General features: G+C 42.6%; 28 protein-coding genes. 20 read left to right on the forward strand and 8 right to left on the reverse strand.

Features of this window, described 5'->3' with window-relative positions; genetic code table 11:
• Nucleotides 1–112 precede the first annotated feature (112 nt).
• Nucleotides 113–628 carry a fasciclin domain-containing protein gene (locus I5907_RS18350; protein WP_196992245.1) on the reverse strand — a complete coding sequence of 172 codons (516 nt, stop codon included), beginning with the start codon at nucleotides 626–628 and terminating at the stop codon, nucleotides 113–115.
• 266 nt (nucleotides 629–894) lie between these two features.
• Here I5907_RS18350 and I5907_RS18355 point away from each other — a divergent pair, with 266 nt between their 5' ends.
• On the forward strand, nucleotides 895–1335 hold the full coding sequence (locus I5907_RS18355; protein WP_196992246.1) for a YHS domain-containing (seleno)protein: 441 nt from the start codon (nucleotides 895–897) through the stop codon (nucleotides 1333–1335).
• A gap of 109 nt (nucleotides 1336–1444) precedes the next feature.
• On the opposite strand, the gene I5907_RS18360 is transcribed toward I5907_RS18355, so the two are convergent.
• Complete coding sequence (locus tag I5907_RS18360) at nucleotides 1445–1834, reverse strand: DoxX family membrane protein (protein WP_196992247.1); 390 nt, start codon at nucleotides 1832–1834, stop codon at nucleotides 1445–1447.
• A gap of 269 nt (nucleotides 1835–2103) precedes the next feature.
• Here I5907_RS18360 and I5907_RS18365 point away from each other — a divergent pair, with 269 nt between their 5' ends.
• The 9 genes from I5907_RS18365 to I5907_RS18405 all read left to right on the forward strand — a co-directional run bounded on the left by I5907_RS18365 (nucleotide 2104) and on the right by I5907_RS18405 (nucleotide 7777).
• Nucleotides 2104–2379, forward strand: a complete 276-nt coding sequence (locus I5907_RS18365) for a hypothetical protein (RefSeq protein WP_196992248.1) — start codon at nucleotides 2104–2106, stop codon at nucleotides 2377–2379.
• Between the two features lie 226 nt (nucleotides 2380–2605).
• On the forward strand, nucleotides 2606–3259 hold the full coding sequence (locus I5907_RS18370; protein ID WP_196992249.1) for a YdcF family protein: 654 nt from the start codon (nucleotides 2606–2608) through the stop codon (nucleotides 3257–3259).
• A 107-nt stretch (nucleotides 3260–3366) separates the two neighbouring features.
• Nucleotides 3367–3933, forward strand: a complete 567-nt coding sequence (locus I5907_RS18375; RefSeq protein ID WP_196992250.1) for a hypothetical protein — start codon at nucleotides 3367–3369, stop codon at nucleotides 3931–3933.
• Between the two features lie 86 nt (nucleotides 3934–4019).
• The gene (locus I5907_RS18380; protein WP_196992251.1) at nucleotides 4020–4241 is read left to right on the forward strand and encodes a hypothetical protein; all 222 of its coding nucleotides are present in this window, start codon (nucleotides 4020–4022) and stop codon (nucleotides 4239–4241) included.
• Nucleotides 4242–4417: 176 nt separating this feature from the next.
• Nucleotides 4418–4867: an SRPBCC family protein gene (locus I5907_RS18385; protein WP_196992252.1), complete on the forward strand. Its 450-nt coding sequence runs from the start codon at nucleotides 4418–4420 to the stop codon at nucleotides 4865–4867.
• A gap of 149 nt (nucleotides 4868–5016) precedes the next feature.
• Nucleotides 5017–6411 carry a sulfatase-like hydrolase/transferase gene (locus I5907_RS18390; RefSeq protein WP_196992253.1) on the forward strand — a complete coding sequence of 465 codons (1395 nt, stop codon included), beginning with the start codon at nucleotides 5017–5019 and terminating at the stop codon, nucleotides 6409–6411.
• A gap of 294 nt (nucleotides 6412–6705) precedes the next feature.
• A complete protein-coding gene (locus tag I5907_RS18395) occupies nucleotides 6706–6918 on the forward strand; it encodes a hypothetical protein (protein ID WP_196992254.1) in 213 nt (70 codons plus the stop codon).
• A 296-nt stretch (nucleotides 6919–7214) separates the two neighbouring features.
• Nucleotides 7215–7493: an RNA-binding regulator gene (locus I5907_RS18400; protein WP_196992255.1), complete on the forward strand. Its 279-nt coding sequence runs from the start codon at nucleotides 7215–7217 to the stop codon at nucleotides 7491–7493.
• 29 nt (nucleotides 7494–7522) lie between these two features.
• Complete coding sequence (locus I5907_RS18405) at nucleotides 7523–7777, forward strand: short-chain dehydrogenase (RefSeq protein WP_196992256.1); 255 nt, start codon at nucleotides 7523–7525, stop codon at nucleotides 7775–7777.
• A 12-nt stretch (nucleotides 7778–7789) separates the two neighbouring features.
• Here I5907_RS18405 and I5907_RS18410 read toward each other — a convergent pair whose 3' ends face one another.
• Nucleotides 7790–8254 (reverse strand): META domain-containing protein, encoded by a 465-nt coding sequence (locus I5907_RS18410; RefSeq protein ID WP_196992257.1) that lies wholly within the window; start codon nucleotides 8252–8254, stop codon nucleotides 7790–7792.
• A 375-nt stretch (nucleotides 8255–8629) separates the two neighbouring features.
• Nucleotides 8630–9394, reverse strand: a complete 765-nt coding sequence (locus I5907_RS18415; RefSeq protein WP_196992258.1) for an SGNH/GDSL hydrolase family protein — start codon at nucleotides 9392–9394, stop codon at nucleotides 8630–8632.
• 125 nt (nucleotides 9395–9519) lie between these two features.
• On the opposite strand from I5907_RS18415, the gene I5907_RS18420 reads away from it, so the two are divergent.
• On the forward strand, nucleotides 9520–10293 hold the full coding sequence (locus tag I5907_RS18420; RefSeq protein WP_196992259.1) for a sugar phosphate isomerase/epimerase family protein: 774 nt from the start codon (nucleotides 9520–9522) through the stop codon (nucleotides 10291–10293).
• Here I5907_RS18420 and I5907_RS18425 read toward each other — a convergent pair.
• Nucleotides 10290–10751: a hypothetical protein gene (locus tag I5907_RS18425; protein WP_196992260.1), complete on the reverse strand. Its 462-nt coding sequence runs from the start codon at nucleotides 10749–10751 to the stop codon at nucleotides 10290–10292. The two genes, I5907_RS18420 and I5907_RS18425, sit on opposite strands and share 4 nt — an antisense overlap.
• Before the next feature lie 75 nt (nucleotides 10752–10826).
• Here I5907_RS18425 and I5907_RS18430 point away from each other — a divergent pair, with 75 nt between their 5' ends.
• From I5907_RS18430 to I5907_RS18465, 8 genes are all read left to right on the forward strand, one after another.
• On the forward strand, nucleotides 10827–11297 hold the full coding sequence (locus I5907_RS18430; RefSeq protein ID WP_196992261.1) for a GNAT family N-acetyltransferase: 471 nt from the start codon (nucleotides 10827–10829) through the stop codon (nucleotides 11295–11297).
• A gap of 105 nt (nucleotides 11298–11402) precedes the next feature.
• Nucleotides 11403–12044, forward strand: coding sequence for an ABC transporter ATP-binding protein (locus tag I5907_RS18435; protein WP_196992262.1), 642 nt, complete (start codon nucleotides 11403–11405; stop codon nucleotides 12042–12044).
• A gap of 19 nt (nucleotides 12045–12063) precedes the next feature.
• Nucleotides 12064–13143, forward strand: coding sequence for a hypothetical protein (locus tag I5907_RS18440; protein WP_196992263.1), 1080 nt, complete (start codon nucleotides 12064–12066; stop codon nucleotides 13141–13143).
• Nucleotides 13144–13313: 170 nt separating this feature from the next.
• Nucleotides 13314–14408, forward strand: coding sequence for a DUF4421 family protein (locus I5907_RS18445; protein ID WP_196992264.1), 1095 nt, complete (start codon nucleotides 13314–13316; stop codon nucleotides 14406–14408).
• 332 nt (nucleotides 14409–14740) lie between these two features.
• Nucleotides 14741–15142, forward strand: coding sequence for a hypothetical protein (locus I5907_RS18450; protein WP_196992265.1), 402 nt, complete (start codon nucleotides 14741–14743; stop codon nucleotides 15140–15142).
• Nucleotides 15143–15306: 164 nt separating this feature from the next.
• Nucleotides 15307–16386, forward strand: a complete 1080-nt coding sequence (locus I5907_RS18455; protein ID WP_196992266.1) for an efflux RND transporter periplasmic adaptor subunit — start codon at nucleotides 15307–15309, stop codon at nucleotides 16384–16386.
• 25 nt (nucleotides 16387–16411) lie between these two features.
• Nucleotides 16412–19579: an efflux RND transporter permease subunit gene (locus I5907_RS18460; protein WP_196992267.1), complete on the forward strand. Its 3168-nt coding sequence runs from the start codon at nucleotides 16412–16414 to the stop codon at nucleotides 19577–19579.
• The gene (locus I5907_RS18465; RefSeq protein WP_196992268.1) at nucleotides 19572–21014 is read left to right on the forward strand and encodes a TolC family protein; all 1443 of its coding nucleotides are present in this window, start codon (nucleotides 19572–19574) and stop codon (nucleotides 21012–21014) included. The genes I5907_RS18460 and I5907_RS18465 overlap by 8 nt, the downstream gene beginning before the upstream one ends.
• Before the next feature lie 398 nt (nucleotides 21015–21412).
• On the opposite strand, the gene I5907_RS18470 is transcribed toward I5907_RS18465, so the two are convergent.
• Nucleotides 21413–21610 (reverse strand): hypothetical protein, encoded by a 198-nt coding sequence (locus tag I5907_RS18470; RefSeq protein ID WP_196992269.1) that lies wholly within the window; start codon nucleotides 21608–21610, stop codon nucleotides 21413–21415.
• 285 nt (nucleotides 21611–21895) lie between these two features.
• Nucleotides 21896–22438, reverse strand: a complete 543-nt coding sequence (locus I5907_RS18475) for a type 1 periplasmic-binding domain-containing protein (RefSeq protein WP_196992270.1) — start codon at nucleotides 22436–22438, stop codon at nucleotides 21896–21898.
• Between the two features lie 214 nt (nucleotides 22439–22652).
• On the opposite strand from I5907_RS18475, the gene I5907_RS18480 reads away from it, so the two are divergent.
• Complete coding sequence (locus tag I5907_RS18480) at nucleotides 22653–22949, forward strand: hypothetical protein (RefSeq protein ID WP_196992271.1); 297 nt, start codon at nucleotides 22653–22655, stop codon at nucleotides 22947–22949.
• 53 nt (nucleotides 22950–23002) lie between these two features.
• Here the strand turns inward: I5907_RS18480 and I5907_RS18485 are convergent, their stop codons facing one another.
• A complete protein-coding gene (locus tag I5907_RS18485) occupies nucleotides 23003–23542 on the reverse strand; it encodes a hypothetical protein (RefSeq protein ID WP_196992272.1) in 540 nt (179 codons plus the stop codon).
• Between the last annotated feature and the right edge of the window lie 132 nt (nucleotides 23543–23674).

A 23674-nucleotide genomic window follows, 5' to 3' on the forward strand; every position in this document is an offset into this window, starting at 1 on the left:
AACAACAGTACTTCGGTTGAATCCATACAATAAACCCAACATTACCCGGTTAATACATGAAAAAGTTCCGTTTGTTAAACGGAACTTTTTTTTAAAAATCAACGTATCAGGCTTACTTCGGTAACACTACAGCATCTATCACATGAATAACGCCATTACTTGCTTTGAGATCAGTTGCGGTAACATAAGCAGCACCACCGTTTTCATCTGTAAGTTTTACCTTACCATTGTCAATAGCAGCAGTAAGTGTTTGTCCGTTTACTGTTGTTAACACTGCTTTGCCATTGCCTTTCTTTATTGCATCCATTACTGCAGCAGCATCTAAATTACCTGCCACTACATGATATGTAAGAATGGAAGTAAGTTTTGCTTTGTTCTCGGGCTTCAGCAATGTTTCTACAGTGCCTGCAGGCAGTTTTGCAAACGCATCATTGGTTGGTGCAAATACTGTGAACGGCCCTTTACCTTTTAATGTTTCAACAAGGCCTGCAGCTTTTACTGCCGCCACTAATGTAGTATGCGCCTTAGAGCCCGCAGCTACATCTACAATGTCTTTCGATTGAGCAATTGCTGAAACTGTTGTGAACATAACAAACGCCAACAGCCCCGCTTTGAATAGGTGTTTCATCTTTCGAGTTATTAATGATTATTTAAAAAATACAGGTTAATAAACCTTACGATTGACGATTTGGTTCAAAAAAGTGGAAAGAATTTTTGTTATATTTTTTTGCGTTGATCGTTGTCGATCATAACCACTACAGAAGCTTAAACAATAGCAGGATGTATGGTATTTGTAATGTGCAGGCTAAGCCAGCTACCTTACAGTTGTAAACAAAATAGCATGCATGCTGTAAGTAAGTGCAAAGCTGTGCGTCCACAATAAAAACCAGCTACATGAAACAGCTCATCATTTTATCAGCAGTTATTGCTTTCACTTTATCGGCAAACGCACAAAAATCTGCAGTGTATGTAAAAGAAGACATTGCTATTAACGGCTATGATCCCGTGGCGTATTTTACAGAAGGCAAACCGGTTAAAGGCAGTAACAATTTTACCCATCACTGGAACAATGCCGGCTGGCGCTTCAGCAATAAAAACAACCTTGATTCTTTTACTGCAAACCCTGGTAAATATGCGCCGCAATTTGGCGGCTATTGCGCTTATGGCATGGCAGATGGCCATAAAGCACCCACTGAGCCAGATGCCTTTACCATCGTTAACGGCAGGCTTTACTTAAACTATAACAAACAGGTGCAACAATTGTGGCTGAAAGACCAAAGCAGGCTGATACTGGCTGCCGAACAAAACTGGCCTGTGTTGAAAGACAAAGAATAATGCTGAAAAGAAAATCATGACGGTTGACGGCATTGCGTATGTAAAAACAGCGACGGAAGCCGCATCGTTTTTTTACAAACCCGCCACAAAATACTGCGCCAGTGCAGAACTACACATCTGGTTTACGCACAAACATGCTGCTGTAATACTTCCTCCATGCATAACCGAGGAACAGGTTTGTGGCCAGTAGTATAACACCCATGTACCAGCCTGAAGGAACAAGCATAGTGTGAAACAAAAACACATTTACACTAACAGGAAATAAAACAACCGCAGCAAACGCTGCATACCTGTTAAAAAGGAGTGATATACCGCCTGCCACCTGCAACACTTTCATCATCGGGTAAAAATAACCGGCGGCCATTAGCCCGCTTTTAAACGCAGCAGTGTTGCCTGTATGATTGGGCTGGTACGGTATAAAATGAAAGAAGAAATCGAGACCAAAAACGAGGTACAAAAACCCAAGCGTAATACGCGAAATTGTTGTTGCAGTCTTCATAATTAAAGTTAGCATCTTGCAGCTAAACGCTTTTACATTTATTGGTTACCGGCAGTAGTCTTCGTGGCATCGCCTGTTGCGTCGCATTCCGTTCAACTGCAATGCATGTGGCAGCTGCAGTTCCAGGGCAGACCACCAACACTCTTGCAAACTTTTTTTTATGCTGCAATAAAAAGTGGTTACATCGGGGTCTTTGTGTGCTACTAATTTTCAAAGAGCGCAACCAGCTTTCCTTAATTAAACAAATCTGGCAGTAAAAAAACCACAACATGAGAAAGATTATTTTAGCAGCAGCACTCATTCTAACGATCAGTACTTTACAGGCAAATGCTCACACACCCGTGTGTGAAACAGGCATCATTACCTTAAACAACAACGCACCAATTCCGCAGGCATGTGTTGATTCTTACAACGCAATGTACCCCGGCGCTACCACCTTGAAATGGGCAAGAAAAGGCGAAGGCGTTTACCAGGTTACTTTTATCTACAACGGTCAGAAGATGACTGCAAGATATAGTGCATCTGGTGTTTATCTTGGTAAATAGTATTATTACCTGACAGATACCATTAAATGCTTTAACGCATGCTACGCATGTGTTGAAGCATTTTTAGTTTTTGCACAATGGTAGCCTGTTGTAAACGCTGTTGTGCAATGCCGAAGAGGGAATAAGGCGTACAAGTGAGTGACACAACAAAAGCCCCATAGTAGCAATGCAGCTTACACAATAATTTTCTTATCAGCCATTCAAACGCCAGGTATTATATTTATACATGATCCCGAACGAAGTATTGATACTGGCAGAAAAGCTTTGGCATTACCATCATATGCAGCATACATTGCAGCCATCGGATTGCATACTTGCTTTAGGCAGTCATGACCTGAGGGTTGCGGAACGAGCAGCGCAACTGTATCTTGACGGCTGGGCGCCACTGCTGGTATGCTCGGGCCATTTGGGCAATTTTACAAAAGAGATGTGGGCAAAATCTGAAGCGGAACTTTTTGCTGAAGTGGCTGTTAACATGGGCGTACCCGAAAATGCCATACTAATAGAAAACAAATCAACCAATACAGGTGAAAACATTTTGTTTACACAACAGTTGCTCGCACAACATAATCTTAACCCCGTGTCTTTTATTGTGGTGCAAAAACCATACATGGAAAGGCGAAGCTATGCCACTTTTAAAAAACACTGGCCTTACAAAAAACTGGTTGTTACATCTCCGCAATATTCCTTTGAAGCATACCCCACTAAAGATATACCCATGGAAAGGGTGATCAATATTATGGTTGGTGATCTGCAGCGGATAAAGCTGTACCCGCAAAAGGGTTTCCAGGTTTTCCAGGAAATACCTGCCGATGTTTGGGAGGCCTATGAACAGTTGGTTGCCATGGGTTATAACCAACATATGATGAAAGAAAGTTAAGCGCCGGTGCCGCTCATCCATTCCCTGGATTTTGCCCGGCCTTTTTTTTGGGAATGAAAAAAGTATACATTTACTTTGTATTTCAAAGCACTTTTAATACAAATTTTATGAACCAGCAAAACCTTTACCGGCCGCTCCTTACAGCAGGCATTATCACCACACTCCTGCTGGCAATTCCTTTGATTGCCATGCAATTTTCTACTACTGTTAACTGGAGCCTCGCAGACTTTATCATTGCTGCAGTACTGATCTTTACAACCATTTTTACATGGGTATTTGTGGCTGGCAGATTTACGGGCATAGCTTATAAGCTTGCTGTTGCAGCAGTTATTGGTGCAACATTCCTGCTGGTGTGGGTAAATATAGCAGTTGGTTTAATTGGCGCCGGGCCGTCTGCTGCCAATCTTATGTATATAGCCGTTGCAGGCATTGTAACCGGGGGTGCCATTGTAACACGTTTTACTGCACGTGGCATGGAACGTGTAATGTTTGCCGCCTGCTGTACCATTGTATTGATTGCATTGCTGCAGTTAACCGGCAAAATGTACGAAGCTTCCGGCGGTTCTGCGAAAGAGGTGATTGCTGTAAATGCTTTTTTTGCAGCGCTGTTTGCTGCAGCAGCACTGCTATTCAGGTATGTGCCTGCAAAAAATGTACCCCACACCGGTGAATAATGCACATATAAACAATTATGAAAGCGTTATAACAAAACCTGCTGCACAATTATTACTGCTTAATTACTGACATTAATTTTATACACTTGAAAAGTTACACCAGCAAGAGTGGCAAAGACAGTGGAGTTACCGGTTACGAAACCGGGCGTGATTATATAATAGTAGCTTTCGGTGACAATCACTATATATACAGCTATGGCAGTGCCGGTAAACTGGTGGTTGAAAAAATGAAGTCGCTTGCGCTTGCTTCTGCAGGTCTCAGTAGTTTTATTGCCCGGCATAACCCGGGTTATGAGAAGAAATATTGAGTAGTCTACTGTCGCAAACTGCCCATAAATTGTCGTATCTCCACCTTGCAACAAAAAGATTTTATTCACAGCTTTGTATGGCAAATGATCATTGCGAACATTGTATGTGGAGCAGCTACCACTTAAACGGGCGCCACCGAAAAGCCATATGAGTAGGAGTTTAAAAAACGTATTGTATGCAAGCGAACAGTGTTTCTTTACACAGGGTACTGAAAGCAAGCCCGGAAAAGATCTTCCGTGCATTTACAGAAGCCGGTGCAATGGCCGCATGGCTGCCACCGTACGGGTTTACATGCACGGTACATGAATTGAATGCCGTGACCGGTGGTACTTACCGCATGTCTTTCCAGAATTTTACCACAGGTAATAGTCACGCTTTTGGCGGCAAGTATATTGAAATCATTCCTGCAGCGTTCTTAAAGTACACAGATGAATTTGAAGACCCCAACCTGCCGGGTACAATGACCACCTCAGTGTGGCTCAAAAAGACAATTGCCGGCACCGATATTAAAATAATACAGGAAGGTATTCCCGCGGCGATACCCGCAGAAATGTGCTACCTCGGCTGGCAGGATTCATTGGAAAAACTGGCGAAGCTGGTGGAGCCGGAAATTCCGGACGCTTAACCAAAGACCATTTTACACTTATACTGCCGCAACATGCAAACACGTTGCGGCATTTTTTATGTTAGGTGCGGTGATTACTATCATTGTTTAAAGCAACGGGCATCATCTTTTGTAATGGTTGCAGGCGGTAGTTTTAAAAAAAGGTCACCATGAGAACATATCCCGTCGTCAGCAAATCCAATATCAGCAGGCCCGTGCTTATTGCTATACTTGCTGTGGCAACATATTTCATTTCGTGTAAAAAAGAGTTCAATGCGTTAACTGATACAAGTTCATCGAACCTGCTTAGTGTTGCTATACCTGTAAAACCCAACATTGTATTAATACTGGCAGATGACATCGGTTATGAAGTACCTGCTGTAAACGGTGGTCAGTCTTACAACACACCAAACATTGATATGATGGCTGCTGCCGGCATGCGCTTTACCCAATGCTATGGATCTCCTATGTGTTCCCCCTCCAGATTTATGTTGCTTACGGGTAAATACAATTTTCGCAACTATACAGTTTGGGGTATCATGGACAGGAACCAGCGTACTATTGCAAATATGCTGGCAGACCAGGGATACGATACTTATGCACTGGGCAAATGGCAGCTTGATGGCGGAGATACTTCTGTAAAAACCTTTGGTTTCAACAGTTCGTATACCATCTTCGCCCAGTATGATGATGGCACATTAACCCACGATGCATTTCACAATACTTACGGTCGATATAAAAGTCCTGAATTATATGCCAATGGCCTTCAGCTTGGCAAATCAACGGTAAACAAATATTGCGATGATATACTGGTTGATTCACTTACCGCCTACGCAGCAAGAAGCAGCCAGCAGGGAAAACCATTTTTCATTTATTATTCTACCAGTCTTTGTCACCATCCCTACTCTCCCACTCCTGATGACCCTGAATACAATGCGTGGGACCCAAACAATAAATTGTCTGATTCAACATTTTTTCCGTCTATGGTTCAATACATGGATAAAAAAATCGGGAACATTTTCTCGCGTTTCGATAGCATGAACCTGACCGGTAATACCGTATTTATTTTTCTCGGCGACAATGGCACACCATCTGCCATTACATCTGTCTATTTGGGAGACAGCATTCGTGGCGGAAAGATGAAATCAACAACATGGGGTACACATGTACCACTGATCGTTTACTGGAGAGGGATGATTCCCGCCAACACGGTAAACAGCGACCTGGTAGATTTTACTGATTTTTTGCCAACACTCGCGGGTATAGCAAGAATACCGGTTCCTAAAACCTACGGCACAATCGATGGAGTAAGTTTTGCACCAAGGCTTGCGGCCAGACCGGGCACGCCCAGAAGCTGGATCTTCTGCCACTATGATCCTGAACAAAATCAGCCATCTGTTCTTAAAAGGTGGATACAGGATACTACGTATAAACTGTATGATTCAACAGGCAGGTTCTACAACGTTTACCTTGACCCTTATGAAAAAAACAACCTCAAAACGCTAACACCGGAGCAGGAAGCGGTGAAAGTCAGGTTCCAATCGATCCTGGATTCACTGAAGTAATGCACGACTATAAAACAGGTGCAGCACCCGGAGCACTCCGCAATTCATACACGTCTCCAATTCACGGCATTGGTTATAATTTGTTACAGTTTTGTACAAAGTTTAACGGGCAAATGCTGAGAAAAGATGGAGCAAGGCACTTTTAACACCACCGCAGGATATGGCACAACTTCTGAATAGGCATTACCGTAAATAAAGCGTACCTTTGCACTATCCTCAGAAATTGTAGTATTTTATTGACTGGTATTCGTCCTTCCCCTCAATTTATTATCTACACTTAAAATATAAAAGTCTATGGCAGATTCATGGAACAAGAAAGAACGTGTAAAAAAGAAAAGACAATTGAAAAAAGAAAAAGAAGAGAAAAAACTTGAAAGAAAAGAACATGCCCGCAACGGCAATGATCTCGATGCAATGCTTGCATACGTAGATGAGAACGGCAACCTGACATCCAAACCGCCCGGTGTTGTTCACAAAATTGAAATTAAAACCCGGATTCCCGGTTAATTTGCGCGGTATGGCACATAATACAATGATCGCACAGGTTAATTAAAAAAATGGCGATGAATACACTTAGGCCTTATGCCCTGGTAACCACGCCCGGTCCGCGATAATCGCATGCAAAATAACTTAGTGCCGATCATTTTTATTACGCTACCTTTATGCGTACCTGATCTAAAGCTGAGTAGCATCTGGTTTCTGTAAGAAGCTTTTTACATTTTCATTTATTTGTAATTTTCTCCTCTCACTTACACGCTTGCTTTTTTGCTTTTATCAAATTTTCTATCTAAAAATTTATCATCATGAATATTTATGTATCTAATCTGAGCTTTCATACAACAGAGGAAGACCTTGTACAAATGTTTTCAGCATATGGCAGCGTTAACTCTGCAAAAATCGTTATTGACAAGTTTACCAATAAGTCAAGAGGTTTTGGTTTTATTGAAATGCCTGACGATAATGCGGCACAGGAAGCTATCAGCAAGCTGAACAACAAAGACATACAAGGCAGAACACTCTCTGTAAGCGTTGCAAGACCAAGAGAAGAGAGACCAGGTGGTTTCAGGAGCCGGTCATTATAATATCATAACATTGCTAAACAATATCAGGAATGAACAATCACGAAATAACAAGGTTTTTTGATTCGAAAAAATTAACAGCCAAAGATTGCGTACGTATAGATTTTAAAAAAAGAGAACCCCTATACGGTTTCTTTATCGATGCAGGTGATTACGAAGAACTGAAGAACAAGAACCTGTGGCGAATTGTACTTAAGACAAATGAAACAATCTGGCAAAAAACGCACAGTGTAGATTTCGCGAAAATCTTCAACGGTACTGAAATTACCAAGCTTTCGGTTTCATAAACGCCGTATACATTACTGGTTAATTTTTCTAAATCTTGCCAGTGGTGCCATACGTGCTTTGTTAAGCGACAATACAGAATCATTTACTGTGTAGTTGTCCGCAGCGTCGAATACATTCTTAAGACCGTTCTCAACTGTCATATCAGGGCATGCCATCATCGTGGACATGCCCTGTTTAAATTTTATACTCATCGTAAGCGCGTTCCATTTAATTTTTCCACCCATACCGTTACACCCGCCATTTGCAGCATATGTACTGTCTGCCTTATTGAATGTAATAAAGGGTAGTTTACCATTAATACTGTCAGCAACGGGCTGGCCCATCAATTCTACCAGTTTCCATTTTTTACCGGCTATGTCATTGGCGGGTGTTGCAGATGCCGCAGAATTGTTGTCAACAACTGTATTTTTTGTATTGCTGCATGCGGAGATACATAACATGCTGGTTATTGCTGCAGCACAGAATAATGTTTTCATACGTCTGTATTTACTTTAAACTTAAAACAAAAATACAGCCACGACAGATGCGGAACAATATATACACACGTCTTTCGCAGTCTGGCGTTTGATTACATTACCATGCCGGCCTTCGCTCCTGCTCATATTGTTGCTGCAGTACAAGTGAGTGACACAACCAAAGCTTCATAGGATTACTGCCGCCGGCTACATCATTATTTTTTCATTCATATTGCAAACCACAAAACAAAAACGAACAAAATTTCACGGCTTTAAACAACAAGGTTCTTAAACTTAAGGTTTTGCTATTGTGAGCCCGGCTGTATTACTACTATGAGGCATCGTTGCGTCGCACTCTTGTGCGCCTGTGCATGCGTGGGCATAGCACAACCATTACTATTTTTTAAGTGCCTGCCTTATTGCCTGCTGCACCAATGGTTCCATCACTTTGTAGCCTGCCGGTGTTGGGTGTACACCATCATCTGCATATTCCTTCTTCATGCCTTTGCGTGCATCGGCAAGCGGCGTCCAGTAATCAACATAAATACAATCGTTATCAGCCGCATATTTTTTCATCCATGCGTTTAATGCAACGATTTTTTCAGCAGGCTGCAGGCCTGGCTTCCAGGGGTAATCGTACACCGGCAATACAGAACACAGGATCACTTTTATGTTATGCGCCTTTGCCAGATCTGACATAGAAGCCAGGTTATTCTCTATCATCTCCGGTGTAGAAGGGCCTGTATTACCCGCAATATCATTGGTGCCTGCAAGTATTACCACCACCTTCGGCTGAAGCGCTATAACATCTGCCCTGAAACGAACCAGCATTTGGGGCGTGGTTTGCCCGCCGATGCCACGGTTTATGTATTTATTGCCTGTAAAGAATGACGGGTCTGTATTCATCCAGCCTTCGGTAATGGAGTTGCCCATAAACACCACACGCTGCTCGTTGGCAGCAGGCGCGGCAAGCGCAGCATTTGCATCTTTATATTTTGACAGGTTTGACCAGTCGTTATGGATCATGTATTCAATATACTGCTGAAACTTTATCCATGCAGAATCTTCCTGTTTTTGTTTGGTTGAATCCTGTGCGGCAACAATATTTGTATTGAACATGCACACCATTAAAACGACTGCTGTGGTAAGGTATTTTTTCATATAAAAACTTTTCTAAAAGATACAGTCACTTTACATGCGGTTTACATCTATCGCATAGAAATTCCTGCATTGCCTGTCGTTAACTGTTGGTATTGTGCTTACTTTTAAAAGATCAAGCAATTAATATGAAGCACAGCAATATTTCACTGGCCCAATGGGCGCTGGTAGAAGAAATACAAAAAGGCAAATGGACCACACTGGATTTTCCGCGCATTGCCAGAACAGATTTTGAAGTGGATGGTATTGAATTCGTAAACACCTTATTTGCAGTACCCACCGCCACCTACCTGGATACATTGAAAAAAAATGCTGCTGACAACAACATTGCCATGGTGCTTATTATGGTAGATGATGAAGGTGATGGCTGCGAAGCCACAACAGCGGCAAGGAAACAGTTTGCAATCAACCACCGCAAGTGGGTTGATATCGCACATTACCTTGGCTGTAAAGCCATACGCACCAACTGCCGGGGTACAGCCGGCATACCACCAGCCGAAGCTCTCAGGTACGCCACGGAGTCTTATCATATGTTGCTGGACTATGCAGCGCAGGCAAACATGGAAATACTGGTAGAAAATCATGGAGGCTTTTCAAATGATGCGGACTGGATGATACAATTGATGAACGCTGTAAATAACCCGCTGTTTGGTACATACCCAGACTGGCGGGAGCCTGCGCCTGATTTTGACAACTACAATTACCTGCTAAAAACGTTGCCTTTTGCAAAAGGCATGTCTTACCGCAACCAGCCGGATGATTTACTCACCATTAAAATGATGAATGCCTGTAAAGAGGCAGGCTATACCGGCTGGTATGGTATAGAATCGAATGGAAGGGCGGCAATTATAAAAGGTAAAAAATTATTGCAGCAACATGTGCTCGAAAAAGAATTGCATTAACGTGTGCAGGTGTATACATAAGATACGCCCGGATAATGGTTGGTAATGGTCAGGTATTCTCCGCTACTGTTTTTATTTACAATTGCAGTATCAATATTGCCCTGTAGGTAAGTAATGAAAATTGTATCTTTTACCTGCAGCCAGGAAAAAGGCCCGCCTGCATCAGGTACTCCAAGAACAATCGAAGATGAACTGGTTTTATCCAGGTAACAGGTATCGGTGGAGTTAAAAAAATACCCTCCGTTTTTATCATCGTTTAATTCATACTTGTTGTCTGTAAGACAAGGATACTGATCGTTATTGAAAGTATAATTGACAATTCCTTTTGCCTGCACACCCGTTATATACCAGTGTCCCGCAGCATCTATGTAAACAGATGATGCAATACTGTTATCTTCATTTTTGGAGCAGGCTGCAAACGCCACTAAAAAACAAAACGCACAGGAAAAACTACGCATGTAAAAAGGTTTAAAGCTGAATTATTATAAAAGTAAATGCTAATTTACATTTAACGAAATCAAAATCTGCAATCGGTGAATACAGTAGCAACACGTTACGCAACGCTGGAAGACCTCAACACCCTCTTACAATTTGAACAAGGCGTTATTGCAGCAGAGCGTCCTTTTGATGAAACACTCAAAGAAGGTGCTATCAATTACTACGACCTGCAGGAACTGATCCTTTCAGAAGACGCTGCAGTAGTGGTAGCAACAATGAACACAGAGATCATCGCCTCCGGCTATGCGAAAATAGTACAGGCGAAAGCATTCTATAAATTTTCGCATTATGCGTACCTCGGCTTTATGTATGTAAAACCTGCATACAGGGGCAAAGGAATCAATCAACTGGTATTGCAACAATTGTCATCATGGGCTTTATCTAAAAATATTACTGAATTGCGCCTGGAAGTGTACAGCGATAATCTTCCTGCCATTCACGCATACAGGAAAGCCGGTTTCAAACCAGATCTTACTACCATGCGCATGGAAATACAACCTACCTGATAAGCACCAGCAAAAAATATGCTTTACCCACGGCCATTGATACCATACAGCAGCCATTTATAAAATTCTTCCATTGTGTACCATGTGGTAAAATTACTTTAGCACATGCTCGAATTACGTTCGTATACCAAAACATACCACGGAAAAAATGTATTGCATATACCCTATTGCAAACTGGAAAACAATGTGTACTGGGTGCAGGGTGTAAACGGATCGGGCAAAACCACTTTACTTAAAAGCATCGCCGGCTTAATTCCATTTGATGGTGATATTGCACTCAACAATATTAACAGCAAAACTAGTCCTGTTGAATACAGGAGGCTCATAAGCTGGGCAGAAGCTGAACCACTCTACCCTGATTTTGTTACCGGCCTCGAACTTATCAACCTCTATAAAAATATACGTAACGTACCGGCCAGGGATGTAGATAAACTTATTGAAGTGTTCGGAGTGGGAAGCTTTATAAAAAATGCCACAGGAAGCTACTCTAATGGCATGCTGAAAAAGCTATCCCTGCTGCTGGCATTTACAGGCAAGACGAACCTTATTGTACTGGATGAGCCGCTGATAACGCTTGATGCAGCTTCATTACAGGTGGTTTGCGCATTGATCAGCGAAAGGCATAACGAGGCCGGCACCATGTTCCTGCTGAGCTCTCACCAGCCGCCGGAAACAGCAACACTGCATTCAGCAAAAACCCTGATGGTAAAAGCACAACAACTGATCTATACTGAAAGCACTTATTAACATACCGCTTAAATGTTTTGTGCGTTCGTTTTACCGCGAGAACGCCGGCTTTTTCCTGTTCATCTTTGCGATGATGTTTTTTATTGTAAACAAGGTTGATGGTGCAGGGCTTTATGAATACCATTACTCGCTTGCTAAAAGCATTTTAAAAAGCGATGTATGGATGCTCATCGTATTTGCAGCATGGTTCTTTTATACGAGGAAATGTTGTGCTTTTGTTTCCTCAACTGCCGGTAAACCAGGCCACTCATTTCTGCATATATTTAACACGTTAAGCATTGCGGGCAGACTGCTGATCTTTGTATGCATTAGCCTGTTTATGCTTTTGCCGCTGTTACTCTATGTATTCTTCATTGTATTTGTTGGCATCAAAGAAAACTACCTCTCAGCATCATTGGCAGTGCTTTTGTATGCAGCATTCCTGCTGCTGTTTGCTGCCTTCAATAATTTGCGTGCAATGCGGTACGATGTGGCTGCGACACACAACACACAAAACCACTTTGCACCCGGCACGGATAATTACAGTGTTATACTGCTAAAATTTATTATAACTAAACAACCACTACTGTTTACTTTTTTAAAACTCTATACATGTGGCATTGTTTACCTCATAAGCAGGAATAATACTAATGCCATGTATGACAGCAGCTTTCCTTTTCTGTTCTTTACCATTGGTGTTTTAGGCAATGGCACTTTGTTGTACAGAACAAGTTTATTTGAAGCCTCACAACTGTCTTTTTACCGCAGCTTACCCGTTTCACTTTTTAAAAGAATGCGACAATACTCACTGTTTGTGCTGGTCCTGCTCATCCCGGAAGTTATCATTGTCTGCTGTTTAACACCCACACATCTCCACATTTCAGATGCATGCAGCTTTATATTTTCCGGCTTCGGCTTGTTGCTATTGGCTTATACCATTACGCTGTACAAAAACATTGATAAACGATCGTACACTGTTGCTTTATTAATGCTCTTCTTCACTGCATATGTCTTTCTCCTCTACAACATGCTCTATCTTTTGGCCCCCCTTCTTATTGCAGCGGCCTGCCTGGCATTCTTTACATTTTACTACCGGTTCGAGCAAAACATGGCCGACTAAACCGGAACGCTGCAGTCGCCATAAGTTATGCAGTACAAGTGAGTGACACAACCAAAGCTGAGCAGTGAACCAAAAGCCCACACCATCATCCCTTTTATGCGTGTAACAAATACAGCAGCTAACAATAACTGGTGCATTTAATACACACTTTTTGTGTTAACCCTTTGCGTATGACTGCACGGAAAATCAGGCACAGATTTTCGATACAGAAGCCTGCAGACTTTAACAGCATGAAACGTAAAAGCACTTTAATATTTATACTGGTTCTGTTTATATGCAGCCGTTCATTTGCACAGGCAATGCACGACAGCCTTTATTATACAACATTTCCAAATGCGCTTACAGTAAGGCTTTACTCACTGAAGGATTTTGCCAATTTTTCGCTGGCATCATCTAATGGCAACAGTAAGATGCAGTACAGGTCGAACACCACGGTAAATCTTGGTGCCGGCCTTACGTACAAAAATGTATCGGGCAATCTGAGCTTCGGCTTTGGCTTTCTAAACAATAAAACAGAAGAAAAAGGCAAGACATCGACCATCGATTTTCAATTGCATTTCTTTCCTTCAAAATGGACGTCTGATGTGCTTTTCCTGCGCTACAAAGGTTTCTATGCAAACCGCGAATTGCAGCCGCATATTGCAGGCAACAACATTTACTACCGGCCCGATATATCGCTCAACCTGCTTGGCGGTTCTTTGTATCGCATACAAAACGGCAGCCGGTTTTCTTACCGTACGGCATTTTACCAGAATGAATGGCTGCGCAAATCTTCCGGGTCATTCCTGTACGGCGGGGCAGCATACTACCAGGGCATCAGCTCAGACGACAGCAGCCTTCTGATACAAAAAACAACCGGCGCGGCATTGCCGGGTTTAAACAATTTTCATTTTATTACCATTGGCCCGGGTGCAGGTTATGCGCAGAGCCTCGTTTTTAAACATCATTTTTATATAATCGGGTCTGCCATCATTAATGCCAATGTAGTTTTTGCAACCAATGAAACAACAACAGGCAAAGACAGGCGAACAGGTATTGAGCCATCATTGAATTTCAAAACAGCGGCAGGCTATGCCGGCAACCGGTGGAATGTGAGCCTGAGCTGGGCAGGCAATGTACTCATCGCCAAACAACCTTTTGCAGAAAAGGCAAATGTATTTCCCACAAGTGAAGTAAGGTTTACCGTTGCAAGGCACATCATGCTCAAAAAGCCAATACCCGTAGTAGGTAATGTAATAGAAAAAATTTTTGGAAAAGGCTATTAGCAGGTTTGTGTTGCACTACCCGTTACATTATCTGCCGGCATATTTTTTTGATGCAGGCATTTGTTTTTTATGGCATCGCCTGTTGCCACGCTCGGTTCATCATTCTGTTAGTATGGCGTCTGTAGCGTTCCGTTTTTGCCTGCTTCTTGCAGGGCAGTTTGCTTAGCCAGGATAAATCAAAGCCTTTTTGCATCGGTAAAAACGTTATGCTAACAACAAGGTAATGCCAACAAACGTTTATTTACTTTATTGTTTTTAAACTACACTTTGAACTTTTTATAACTTTTCACTGACTGTTCATTAACAACTATGCTATATTTTCGCGTACCATTATGCGGTTTTTCGTAATACTTTCAATATCTTTTTTCTTCCTGTTTGGCAAAGGCTATGCTCATATACATGAGCAATCGGCCGCTTCTGCCTCGCAAGTACTGCATACTAATACCAAACAACCAGACTTTGGAAACAGCGGGTCGTCACCCTGGAGTGTCATTAAAACCATTCCACACAAATCCCAGAAGATAAAGTTGCTTACGCTGGAGTTTGAAGAAGATGACGACGACACGGAATCTTTTAAAAAGAACTTTTCGCTACCCAATCAGTGCCTTATCTGCTTTTATGCCCAGGCACCACCTGCCATTACATTTTTACCAACTTACAGTTTACCTTCTTGTGCGCATTTGTCTTACAGTGCATCTTTCCGTTACCTCACCCATCTCCGCTTAAGAATTTGATTGCCTTGCCAAAGCAGGCTTTAACCCTTTAGCCTGCGTATAACTGCACCTTATCATGCGCAGCTCTATTGCTTTTGCCAATAAAGACTGCAAGCCATTTTTTCTCAAACACTATAATCAATTTTTAGCAATCAACACCAATTACTCAGGTAAGCAACATTACTATGAAAAGAATTTTTATGCTCACAGGTCTGTGTGGCGTATTGTGCTACACAAGCTGTAAACCGAAAGAAGAAGTAAAAGAAGAAAGTCCGGTATTGCAGGTAACCAACCCCGTAAAAATGGACACTACCATTAGTAAAGATTATGTAGGCCAGGTGCGTTCCATAAGACATATTGAGCTAAGAGCGCAGGAACGCGGCTATCTCGAAAAGATCTTTGTAGACGAGGGCCAGTTTGTAAAAAAAGGACAACTCCTTTTCCAGATTATGCCGCAGCTATACCAGGCTGAGCTGCAAAAAGCGCAGGCTGAAGTAAACTATGCCAGCATTGAATACCAGAATACCAAAAGACTTGCAGACAGCAATGTTGTGGCACCCAATGAACTGGCTATGGATAAGGCAAAGCTGGATAAAGCAAATGCCGAATTATCACTTAGCAAAGTACACCTGCAGTTCACAGAAATAAGAGCGCCGTTTGATGGCATTATTGACCGTTTTATGGTAAGAACAGGAAGCCTTGTAGACGAAGGCGACCTGCTTACCACACTCTCAGACAATAGCCAGATGTGGGTGTATTTCAACGTACCGGAAGCCGAGTACCTCGATTTCAAATTGAAAACAAAAGAAGAGAATGACAATGTAAGTCTCATTATGGCCAACAATTTAATGTTTGAGTACCCCGGCAAGGTAGAAACCATAGAGGCAGACTTCGATAATGAAACAGGCAACATCCCTTTCAGGGCTACCTTCCCCAACCCAAAAAGTTTATTGAGACACGGCGAAACAGGTAATGTAAAAATGGTAATACCGGTAAAGAACGCTGTGCTTATTCCACAAAAAGCAACCTTCGAAATTCTTGACAAAAAGTATGTGTTCGTTGTAACCAAAGACAGTACAGTAAAGCAAAAAGAGATTACGATCGGGCCCGATATGGAAGACCTCTACATCGTTACCGGCGGCTTATCAGAGAATGATAAAGTATTACTGGAAGGCCTGCGCAAAGTAAAAGACAGCGACAAAATAAGATACGAATATAAAAAGCCGGAAGAAGTAATCACACACCTCAAAGTACGGGCTGAATAATTATTGGACCTCAAAAACAAGAACCATGTTTAATAAATTCATGAAGAGGCCGGTACTTGCCATAATACTATCCTTAGTTATTATGTTCATGGGTGTGCTGGCTATTAAAACACTTCCTATATCCCAGTTTCCTTCCATTGCACCGCCGATGGTGGTGGTGAACGTAGCTTATCCCGGTGCAAGTGCGAAAGTATTGGTTGAGTCTGTACTCATTCCCATGGAAAAATCCATCAATGGTGCACCGGGTATGAAGTATATGACGTCTGATGCAACAAGTGCCGGTGAGGCAACCATACAGGTGGTGTTCGATCTTGGTACAGATCCTAACCAGGCGATGGTTAGCGTAAAAACAAGAATAGAGCAGGTTACCAACAGATTACCGGTGCTGGTACAAAGAGAAGGGTTGGTGGTAAGCTATACTTCACCCAATATGCTGATGTATGTAAACCTCTACAGTACCGACCCAAAGGCAGATCAGAAGTTCCTGTACAATTTTGCAGGTGTTAATATTATCAATGAGCTAAGCCGACTTTCAGGCGTAGGCAGTGCCAAAATTCTCGGCAGCCGTCAATACGCCATGCGTATCTGGCTAAAACCGGATCGAATGAGGGCATACAACGTTTCTACAGACGAAGTAATGGAAGCATTGGCCGAGCAGAGCGTAATTGGCTCGCCGGGTCGGTTAGGGCAGGCAACGGGTAAACGTTCCCAGTCACTCGAATATGTATTAACGTACCAGGGCCGGTATAACTCAACCGATCAGTACGAAAACGTAATCATACGATCGAACCCCAATGGCGAAATACTGCACCTGAAAGATATTGCAGAAGTAGAACTCGGCAGTGAGTTTTATGATATCTACTCGAACCTGGACGGGCACCCGTCTGCAGCTATTACACTTAAACAAACATATGGCAGTAATGCCAGCGATGTAATCAAAGAAGTAAAAGAAAAGCTGGAAGAGATTAAGAAAGAATCTTTCCCGCCGGGTATGGATTACCAGATCAGCTACGATGTATCGAGCTTCCTCGATGCATCCATCGAAAAAGTAATACACACCCTCGCAGAAGCTTTTATACTCGTGGCATTGGTGGTGTTTATTTTTCTTGGCGACTGGCGCTCTACGCTTATACCTACACTGGCCGTACCCGTTTCACTGATTGGTGCATTCATCTTTATGCAGCTATTCGGACTAACCATTAATCTCATAACATTGTTCGCGCTGGTATTGGCCATTGGTATCGTGGTAGATAATGCCATTGTGGTGGTGGAAGCCGTCCATACAAAAATGGCGGAAAAACACCTTTCGCCCTACCAGGCTTCCAAAGAAGTTTTGCATGAGATTACCGGAGCCATCATCGCTATTACCCTGCTGATGACGGCGGTGTTCATACCCGTTGCATTCATGTCCGGCCCCGTGGGTATTTTTTACAGGCAGTTCTCTATTACCATGGCAACATCAATTGTCATCTCTGGTTTTGTAGCTTTAACGCTTACGCCGGTGTTATGTGCCATGATCCTGAAAAACACCCATGGCAAACCACGCAGGAAAACACCGGTAAACAGGCTGATAGATGGCTTTAACAACTGGTTTGAAAGGGTTACAGGGCGTTACACAAATTTCCTTCAAAAGATCGTTGACAGGCGGGTAGTTACCTGGGGCTTGCTCATTGCCTTCTGTGTGGGTATATGGGTAACCTCGAATACACTGCCTTCCGGGTTTATTCCCAACGAAGACCAGGGGATGATCTATGCCATCATTCAAACGCCGCCGGGTTCTACGCTTGAGAGAACAAATGATGTGGCAGGCGACCTGCAGAAAATAGCGCTGAAGGTGGATGGTGTGCAATCTGTATCTGCACTTGCAGGTTATGAGGTATTAACAGAGGGTCGCGGTTCTAATGCCGGTACCTGTCTTATTAACCTGAAAGACTGGAACGACAGAAAACATTCTGCTGTTGAAATCATTGAAGAACTGGAAGAAAAAGCCAAAGAAATTCCGGGTGCAACCATAGAATTCTTCCAGCCACCCGCTGTTCCGGGTTATGGCGCTGCGGGCGGTTTTTCATTGCGTTTGTTAGATAAAACAAATACTGACAATGACAAGGAATTTGAAAAGGTGAATAACGATTTTATGGCCGAGTTGAAGAAGCGCAAGGAACTCACCGGCCTTTTTTCCTTCTTTGCCACCAACTATCCGCAATATGAACTGGAGATTGATAACAAGGCAGCCATGCAAAAAGGCGTCTCCATCGGGAAAGCGTTAGATAATCTTTCCATACTTATCGGCAGTACGTATGAGCTTGGCTTTATCAAGTTTGGTATGTTTTACAAAGTGTATGTACAGGCTGCGCCTGAATACCGGCAATTGCCCGATGACATCCTGAAACTCTATGTTAAAAACGACCGCGATGAAATGGTGCCTTATTCATCTTTCCTCAAGATCAAAAAAACACAGGGCATGAACGAAATGACGCGGTTTAATATGTATCCCTCAGCAGCCATCAATGGTGCACCGGCCTCCGGTTATAGCAGTGGCGAAGCCATCAAAGCCATACAGGAAGTAGCAGAGAAAACTTTACCGCGTGGCTACGGTATAGACTGGCTTGGGCTATCCAAAGATGAGGTTAGCCGCGGTAATGAAGCCTTGTACATTTTCCTTATTGTACTGGCCTTTGTGTATATGGTACTTGCAGCGCAATACGAAAGCTTCCTGTTGCCGCTGGCCGTTATTCTTTCTTTACCTGTTGGTGTGTTTGGCGCATTCCTTTTAATTAAACTCATGGGTTTATCAAACGATATCTATGCGCAGGTTGGACTGGTAATGCTGGTTGGTTTGCTTGGTAAAAATGCAGTGTTGATCGTGGAATTTGCGGTGCAGAAAAGACAACACGGCGCTACCATACTCGAAGCAGCTATTGAAGGTGCAAAAACACGTTTCAGACCTATCCTGATGACCTCTTTTGCCTTTATCGCCGGTCTTATACCACTGGTGTTTGCCAGTGGCCCCGGTGCATTGGGTAACAGAACCATTGGTGCATCTTCTGCCGGTGGTATGTTGCTCGGAACAGTGTTCGGTGTAATCGTTGTGCCGGGGTTGTACTACATTTTTGCAAAACTGGCAGATGGCAAACACATGATACGCGATGAAGATGAAGTTCCTTTAACCGAAGAAATCGATCACAATGTTTAAACACACAAGAAACAAATATATAGCCGTGGCTATTGTAGCCGTTGGTTTTACGGCATGTAAAATACCTGCTGTGGTGCAAAAGGCTGAAAATACAACTACACCTGCGGTTTACAACAACACGCAGGATACAGCAGACACAACCAACGCAGCGCAGTTGAAATGGCCGGCATTCTTTACAGACCCTTATTTGCAAACGCTGATAGATACTGCTATAAAGAACAACCAGGAATTGAACATCACCCTGCAGGAAATTGCTATTGCACGCAACGAGATCAGCGCACGAAAAGGTGAATATCTTCCTTTTGCAGGCATACGGGCAGGTGCAGGTATTGACAAAAAAGCCCGCTACACCAATCTTGGTGCAATGGAGGCCACCACGGAAATAAAACCCGGTAAGGAAATGCCGGACCCATTGCCGGATTTTATGTTCGGTCTTTCTGCCAATTGGGAACTTGATATATGGAGCAAATTGCACAACGCCAAAAAAGCGGCTGTTACAAGATATCTTTCCACACAGGCAGGAAGAAATTTTGTAATCACCAATCTTGTTGCCGAGATAGCCAATTCGTATTACGAATTGCTGGCGCTCGATAACCAACTGGCGATTGTAAAGCAAAACATCGACATACAGAACAACGCCTTTAAGATTGTAAAACTGCAGAAAGAAGCTACAAGGGTTACAGAGCTTGCGGTACGCAGGTTTGAAGCAGAAGTAATGTACACCACCAGCCTGCAATATGATATACTCCAACAGATCACAGAAACTGAAAACAGGATCAATTTTTTACTTGGCCGTTACCCCCGGCATATAGACCGCAGCACACAGCCGTTTGATGAGGTAGTGCCCGCAACGATCCATACCGGGGTGCCTTCGCAGTTGCTGGCAAACAGGCCCGATATAAAGCAGGCCGAACTTGATCTTGCTGCCGCCAAGCTGGATGTAAAAGTTGCAAGGGCACAGTTTTACCCTTCTGTAGGTATCTCAGCAGGCATCGGTTACCAGGCTTTTAACCCGGCATACCTGGTTAAAACACCGGCATCGCTGCTGTATTCTCTTGCAGGAGATCTTATGGCCCCGCTGGTAAACAGGAATGCTATTAAAGCCACTTACAATAATGCCAATGCAAAACAGGTACAGGCTGCATACAATTACGAGCGTACCATTTTGAACGCTTATGTAGAAGTGGCCAACCAGGTGGCAAAGATCGATAACCTGCAAAAGAGCTACGACCTGAAAGCAAAACAGGTAAACGCGCTTTCGCAATCGATCAATATTTCGAATGACCTCTTTAAATCTGCAAGGGCCGATTACATGGAAGTGTTACTTACCCAGCGCGATGCACTGGAATCTAAATTTGAACTGATAGAAACAAAGAAGCAGCAGATGAATGCGATGGTAAACATTTACCGTGCATTAGGTGGTGGATGGAAATAGCTGTTGTTGATTATAGGTTTAGTTTGGTGTTGAATAGCCGGCTCGTCCGGCTATTTTTTATTGGCAGCCATAACGCTTACGCAATGGTGTTGAAAGAAAGGAACAATTAAATACCGGCATTTGAGCTTTGGTCATCTTCGTTGCGTCGCAATCCTTTCATCGTCCGGGTTATGAATGGAGCTGAAGCGATCCGTGTACAACACCAGGCCGGCATACAACAGGCTTTGAAGACAACAGGGTAAGCCAGGCCCGCGGACTGAAGCTGCATACAGTGCTGAACGCACAAGTGAGTGACACAACAGGTGCTGAGCTGTGTTGATTAGCCGGTCAACAAAGAAAATTTCAACATGGCGCAACTAAAAACGATTACACCATGACAAAACTTAGTGCTGTATGTATCAGCGAACCTGGTTTTTCAGCATAACGAAAATGAGTGTGCCAAGACAAACACCTAATGCAATAGCAAATGCCATAGGATTACCTGTTCTGTAGAACGGTTCTTCCATACTGTAAATAAGTCTTTTGCTTTCGCGGATAAATGAGCGGAGGAAGAGCTGCAGGTTGGTACCTGTAGCAATGATTTTTCTTACTAACATTGGATATTGGTTTTATTGGATTTGGATAACTATATAAATAACGAACTAATTATCCTGTTATTTCAATGCAAGATATTATACAATATACACGCATGCAAGCAACAGGCAATTATTTAAACTGCTTATAAGCTTTATGCATGTAATTGTTGAAAATACCTTTAAGACGGCTTAAGACAAAGGGTATTGTATAACGAAATGTAATAATATATTGATTTACCCTTTGAAAATTTGATGAAGGTTTAATCTCATTTTGGAAAACAAAATACAGCAGCAGGGCAAGCTTTATCAGCCGGCTATTAATTCTGCAGGATAGATCGAAATCTTTTCGCGTTCCGCAAAAACTTCAATATTCGTTACTTCGGTCTCTGTGCCAAGAACGACTACCAGCGTTTTCGCTATGCCTGGCCAGGTATCTCCAAACACAGCATTGCTAACAGTGAGAAATATAGTTCCGTTTTCATTGGCCAGTTGACGAAGCTTCGTGGTTACATCTTTAGGTCCATAAGTGGCTGCCAGTACAAAATGGCCCTGCGCCGGTATTGGTTCAGTTACCTGTTGGTAGATGCTGATGGTATCAGGGTTTATTTTCAACACTTCATGTTCCTTTGCTGCAGCTACCCTCAGCGGGCCATTATCGTAATTATACACCACTGTTAAAGATTTGATCTGGCCTTTCCAGCCATCGAGACCAATGATATCATTTTCAACAAGCAATTCGAGTGTTTCAACTTTACCTTTTGAAGTAAGGGATTGTATTTGCGTGGTTACTGTTTCCAGCCCGTAAACGGCAACGATGATGTTTAGTTTTCCTGAGTTAAATGTTTGCATGTAAAATAGTTTATGTTCTAGTAATACCGCAAAGTAAATCAATTCCTACTAATTTAATAGGAATTAAATTGTTAAAAGCAATTTTTTTTTGAAGTGTTGCAAACATTGCCACAACATGGCAGATTATTTTCTCAGATTTCTTTGATTACCATACAGGTTTTTATGGTACTTAATTTGACTTACCAAGCTTATTAATCAGCTAAATTGAACGGGTATGTACAACAGTGAATACGATTTAAAATTTGAGATGAATTTGAGCCTGGCAGATGTTTCTTCGCAAGTGAACATACAACCGCTTGACAACGGCGCATATGAATTAGAGATAGAATCAGATATACACTTCAACAAAGAAACAATTGAATCCAGCAAGTTTTTGCAGGCCGGGGTGGTATACAATAATACAAAGGTTTATATAAACGACCTGGATGATCTTTACCCGGAAATAGTGAGGGCTGTAAGCATAGCCATGTCATTGGGGTTGATCAACTATCCGCACCCGCAGTCTAACTGATTACGCTACAATAAACAGGCAGCTTTAATAGCTGCCTGTTTTTATTTTAAACGCTAATTGATTTGTTCGAAGCTGCTGGAATATTCATTAACCGGTTCGCCGGGATTTATACGTAGCCACTCTCCTTCCATTTTATAATAATACTTCCCGGTAAGATTGTTTTGTAATTCATCAGCCGAAGCATCCCGGTTTACGGTGGTAGTACCCCAACCATTGTAATGCGCCCAGCCTGCATAGAAAGTAAATGAGCCTTCGGTTGCAGTAGATCCTTCGTCAAACGCAATTGTGCCTGAAGCCTTTGTAGCAGATTGCATATACGCTGATTCTGCAACGTAATAAAACTCTGCATTTTTACCGTCTGCAGTAATCTTGAAGAACTTCCCGCTCTGCCATGCATTACCTACGTATTTACCTGTGTAAACATCTACCAGTTGAGTCATGGAAACAAAACCACTGGCCCAGTTACCGGTCAATCCCTGTGGTGCGGCTGTGGAAGGAGTATTAAAATCAGTTGCTGGTTTACTGCCATCCTTCTTGCAGGATGTTGCGCTGAATGCTACCAATAAAATTGTAGCTGCAAATAAATTTTTCATGGTGTTTTAAGTTTAACACCGCAAAACTACCATGCACTGAACAGCACGCCCAACCAGCCTTTCATGAAATGATTATTGTTTATTATGAGTTGATGAAACGACGCTTTATACCGTTTCGAAATCTTTAAAAAA

The sequence above is a fragment of the Panacibacter microcysteis genome, from assembly GCF_015831355.1.
GTDB lineage: Bacteria > Bacteroidota > Bacteroidia > Chitinophagales > Chitinophagaceae > Panacibacter > Panacibacter microcysteis.

Excerpts from the sequence above, each read along its gene's own strand:
- I5907_RS18350 (WP_196992245.1), bottom strand. The coding sequence starts at position 628 with ATGAAACACCTATTCAAAGCGGGGCTGTTGGCGTTTGTTATGTTCACA.
- I5907_RS18355 (WP_196992246.1), top strand. The coding sequence starts at position 895 with ATGAAACAGCTCATCATTTTATCAGCAGTTATTGCTTTCACTTTATCG.
- I5907_RS18360 (WP_196992247.1), bottom strand. The coding sequence starts at position 1,834 with ATGAAGACTGCAACAACAATTTCGCGTATTACGCTTGGGTTTTTGTAC.
- I5907_RS18365 (WP_196992248.1), top strand. The coding sequence starts at position 2,104 with ATGAGAAAGATTATTTTAGCAGCAGCACTCATTCTAACGATCAGTACT.
- I5907_RS18370 (WP_196992249.1), top strand. The coding sequence starts at position 2,606 with ATGATCCCGAACGAAGTATTGATACTGGCAGAAAAGCTTTGGCATTAC.
- I5907_RS18375 (WP_196992250.1), top strand. The coding sequence starts at position 3,367 with ATGAACCAGCAAAACCTTTACCGGCCGCTCCTTACAGCAGGCATTATC.
- I5907_RS18385 (WP_196992252.1), top strand. The coding sequence starts at position 4,418 with ATGCAAGCGAACAGTGTTTCTTTACACAGGGTACTGAAAGCAAGCCCG.
- I5907_RS18390 (WP_196992253.1), top strand. The coding sequence starts at position 5,017 with ATGAGAACATATCCCGTCGTCAGCAAATCCAATATCAGCAGGCCCGTG.
- I5907_RS18395 (WP_196992254.1), top strand. The coding sequence starts at position 6,706 with ATGGCAGATTCATGGAACAAGAAAGAACGTGTAAAAAAGAAAAGACAA.
- I5907_RS18400 (WP_196992255.1), top strand. The coding sequence starts at position 7,215 with ATGAATATTTATGTATCTAATCTGAGCTTTCATACAACAGAGGAAGAC.
- I5907_RS18405 (WP_196992256.1), top strand. The coding sequence starts at position 7,523 with ATGAACAATCACGAAATAACAAGGTTTTTTGATTCGAAAAAATTAACA.
- I5907_RS18410 (WP_196992257.1), bottom strand. The coding sequence starts at position 8,254 with ATGAAAACATTATTCTGTGCTGCAGCAATAACCAGCATGTTATGTATC.
- I5907_RS18415 (WP_196992258.1), bottom strand. The coding sequence starts at position 9,394 with ATGAAAAAATACCTTACCACAGCAGTCGTTTTAATGGTGTGCATGTTC.
- I5907_RS18420 (WP_196992259.1), top strand. The coding sequence starts at position 9,520 with ATGAAGCACAGCAATATTTCACTGGCCCAATGGGCGCTGGTAGAAGAA.
- I5907_RS18425 (WP_196992260.1), bottom strand. The coding sequence starts at position 10,751 with ATGCGTAGTTTTTCCTGTGCGTTTTGTTTTTTAGTGGCGTTTGCAGCC.
- I5907_RS18435 (WP_196992262.1), top strand. The coding sequence starts at position 11,403 with ATGCTCGAATTACGTTCGTATACCAAAACATACCACGGAAAAAATGTA.
- I5907_RS18445 (WP_196992264.1), top strand. The coding sequence starts at position 13,314 with ATGACTGCACGGAAAATCAGGCACAGATTTTCGATACAGAAGCCTGCA.
- I5907_RS18450 (WP_196992265.1), top strand. The coding sequence starts at position 14,741 with ATGCGGTTTTTCGTAATACTTTCAATATCTTTTTTCTTCCTGTTTGGC.
- I5907_RS18455 (WP_196992266.1), top strand. The coding sequence starts at position 15,307 with ATGAAAAGAATTTTTATGCTCACAGGTCTGTGTGGCGTATTGTGCTAC.
- I5907_RS18460 (WP_196992267.1), top strand. The coding sequence starts at position 16,412 with ATGTTTAATAAATTCATGAAGAGGCCGGTACTTGCCATAATACTATCC.
- I5907_RS18465 (WP_196992268.1), top strand. The coding sequence starts at position 19,572 with ATGTTTAAACACACAAGAAACAAATATATAGCCGTGGCTATTGTAGCC.
- I5907_RS18470 (WP_196992269.1), bottom strand. The coding sequence starts at position 21,610 with ATGTTAGTAAGAAAAATCATTGCTACAGGTACCAACCTGCAGCTCTTC.
- I5907_RS18475 (WP_196992270.1), bottom strand. The coding sequence starts at position 22,438 with ATGCAAACATTTAACTCAGGAAAACTAAACATCATCGTTGCCGTTTAC.
- I5907_RS18480 (WP_196992271.1), top strand. The coding sequence starts at position 22,653 with ATGTACAACAGTGAATACGATTTAAAATTTGAGATGAATTTGAGCCTG.
- I5907_RS18485 (WP_196992272.1), bottom strand. The coding sequence starts at position 23,542 with ATGAAAAATTTATTTGCAGCTACAATTTTATTGGTAGCATTCAGCGCA.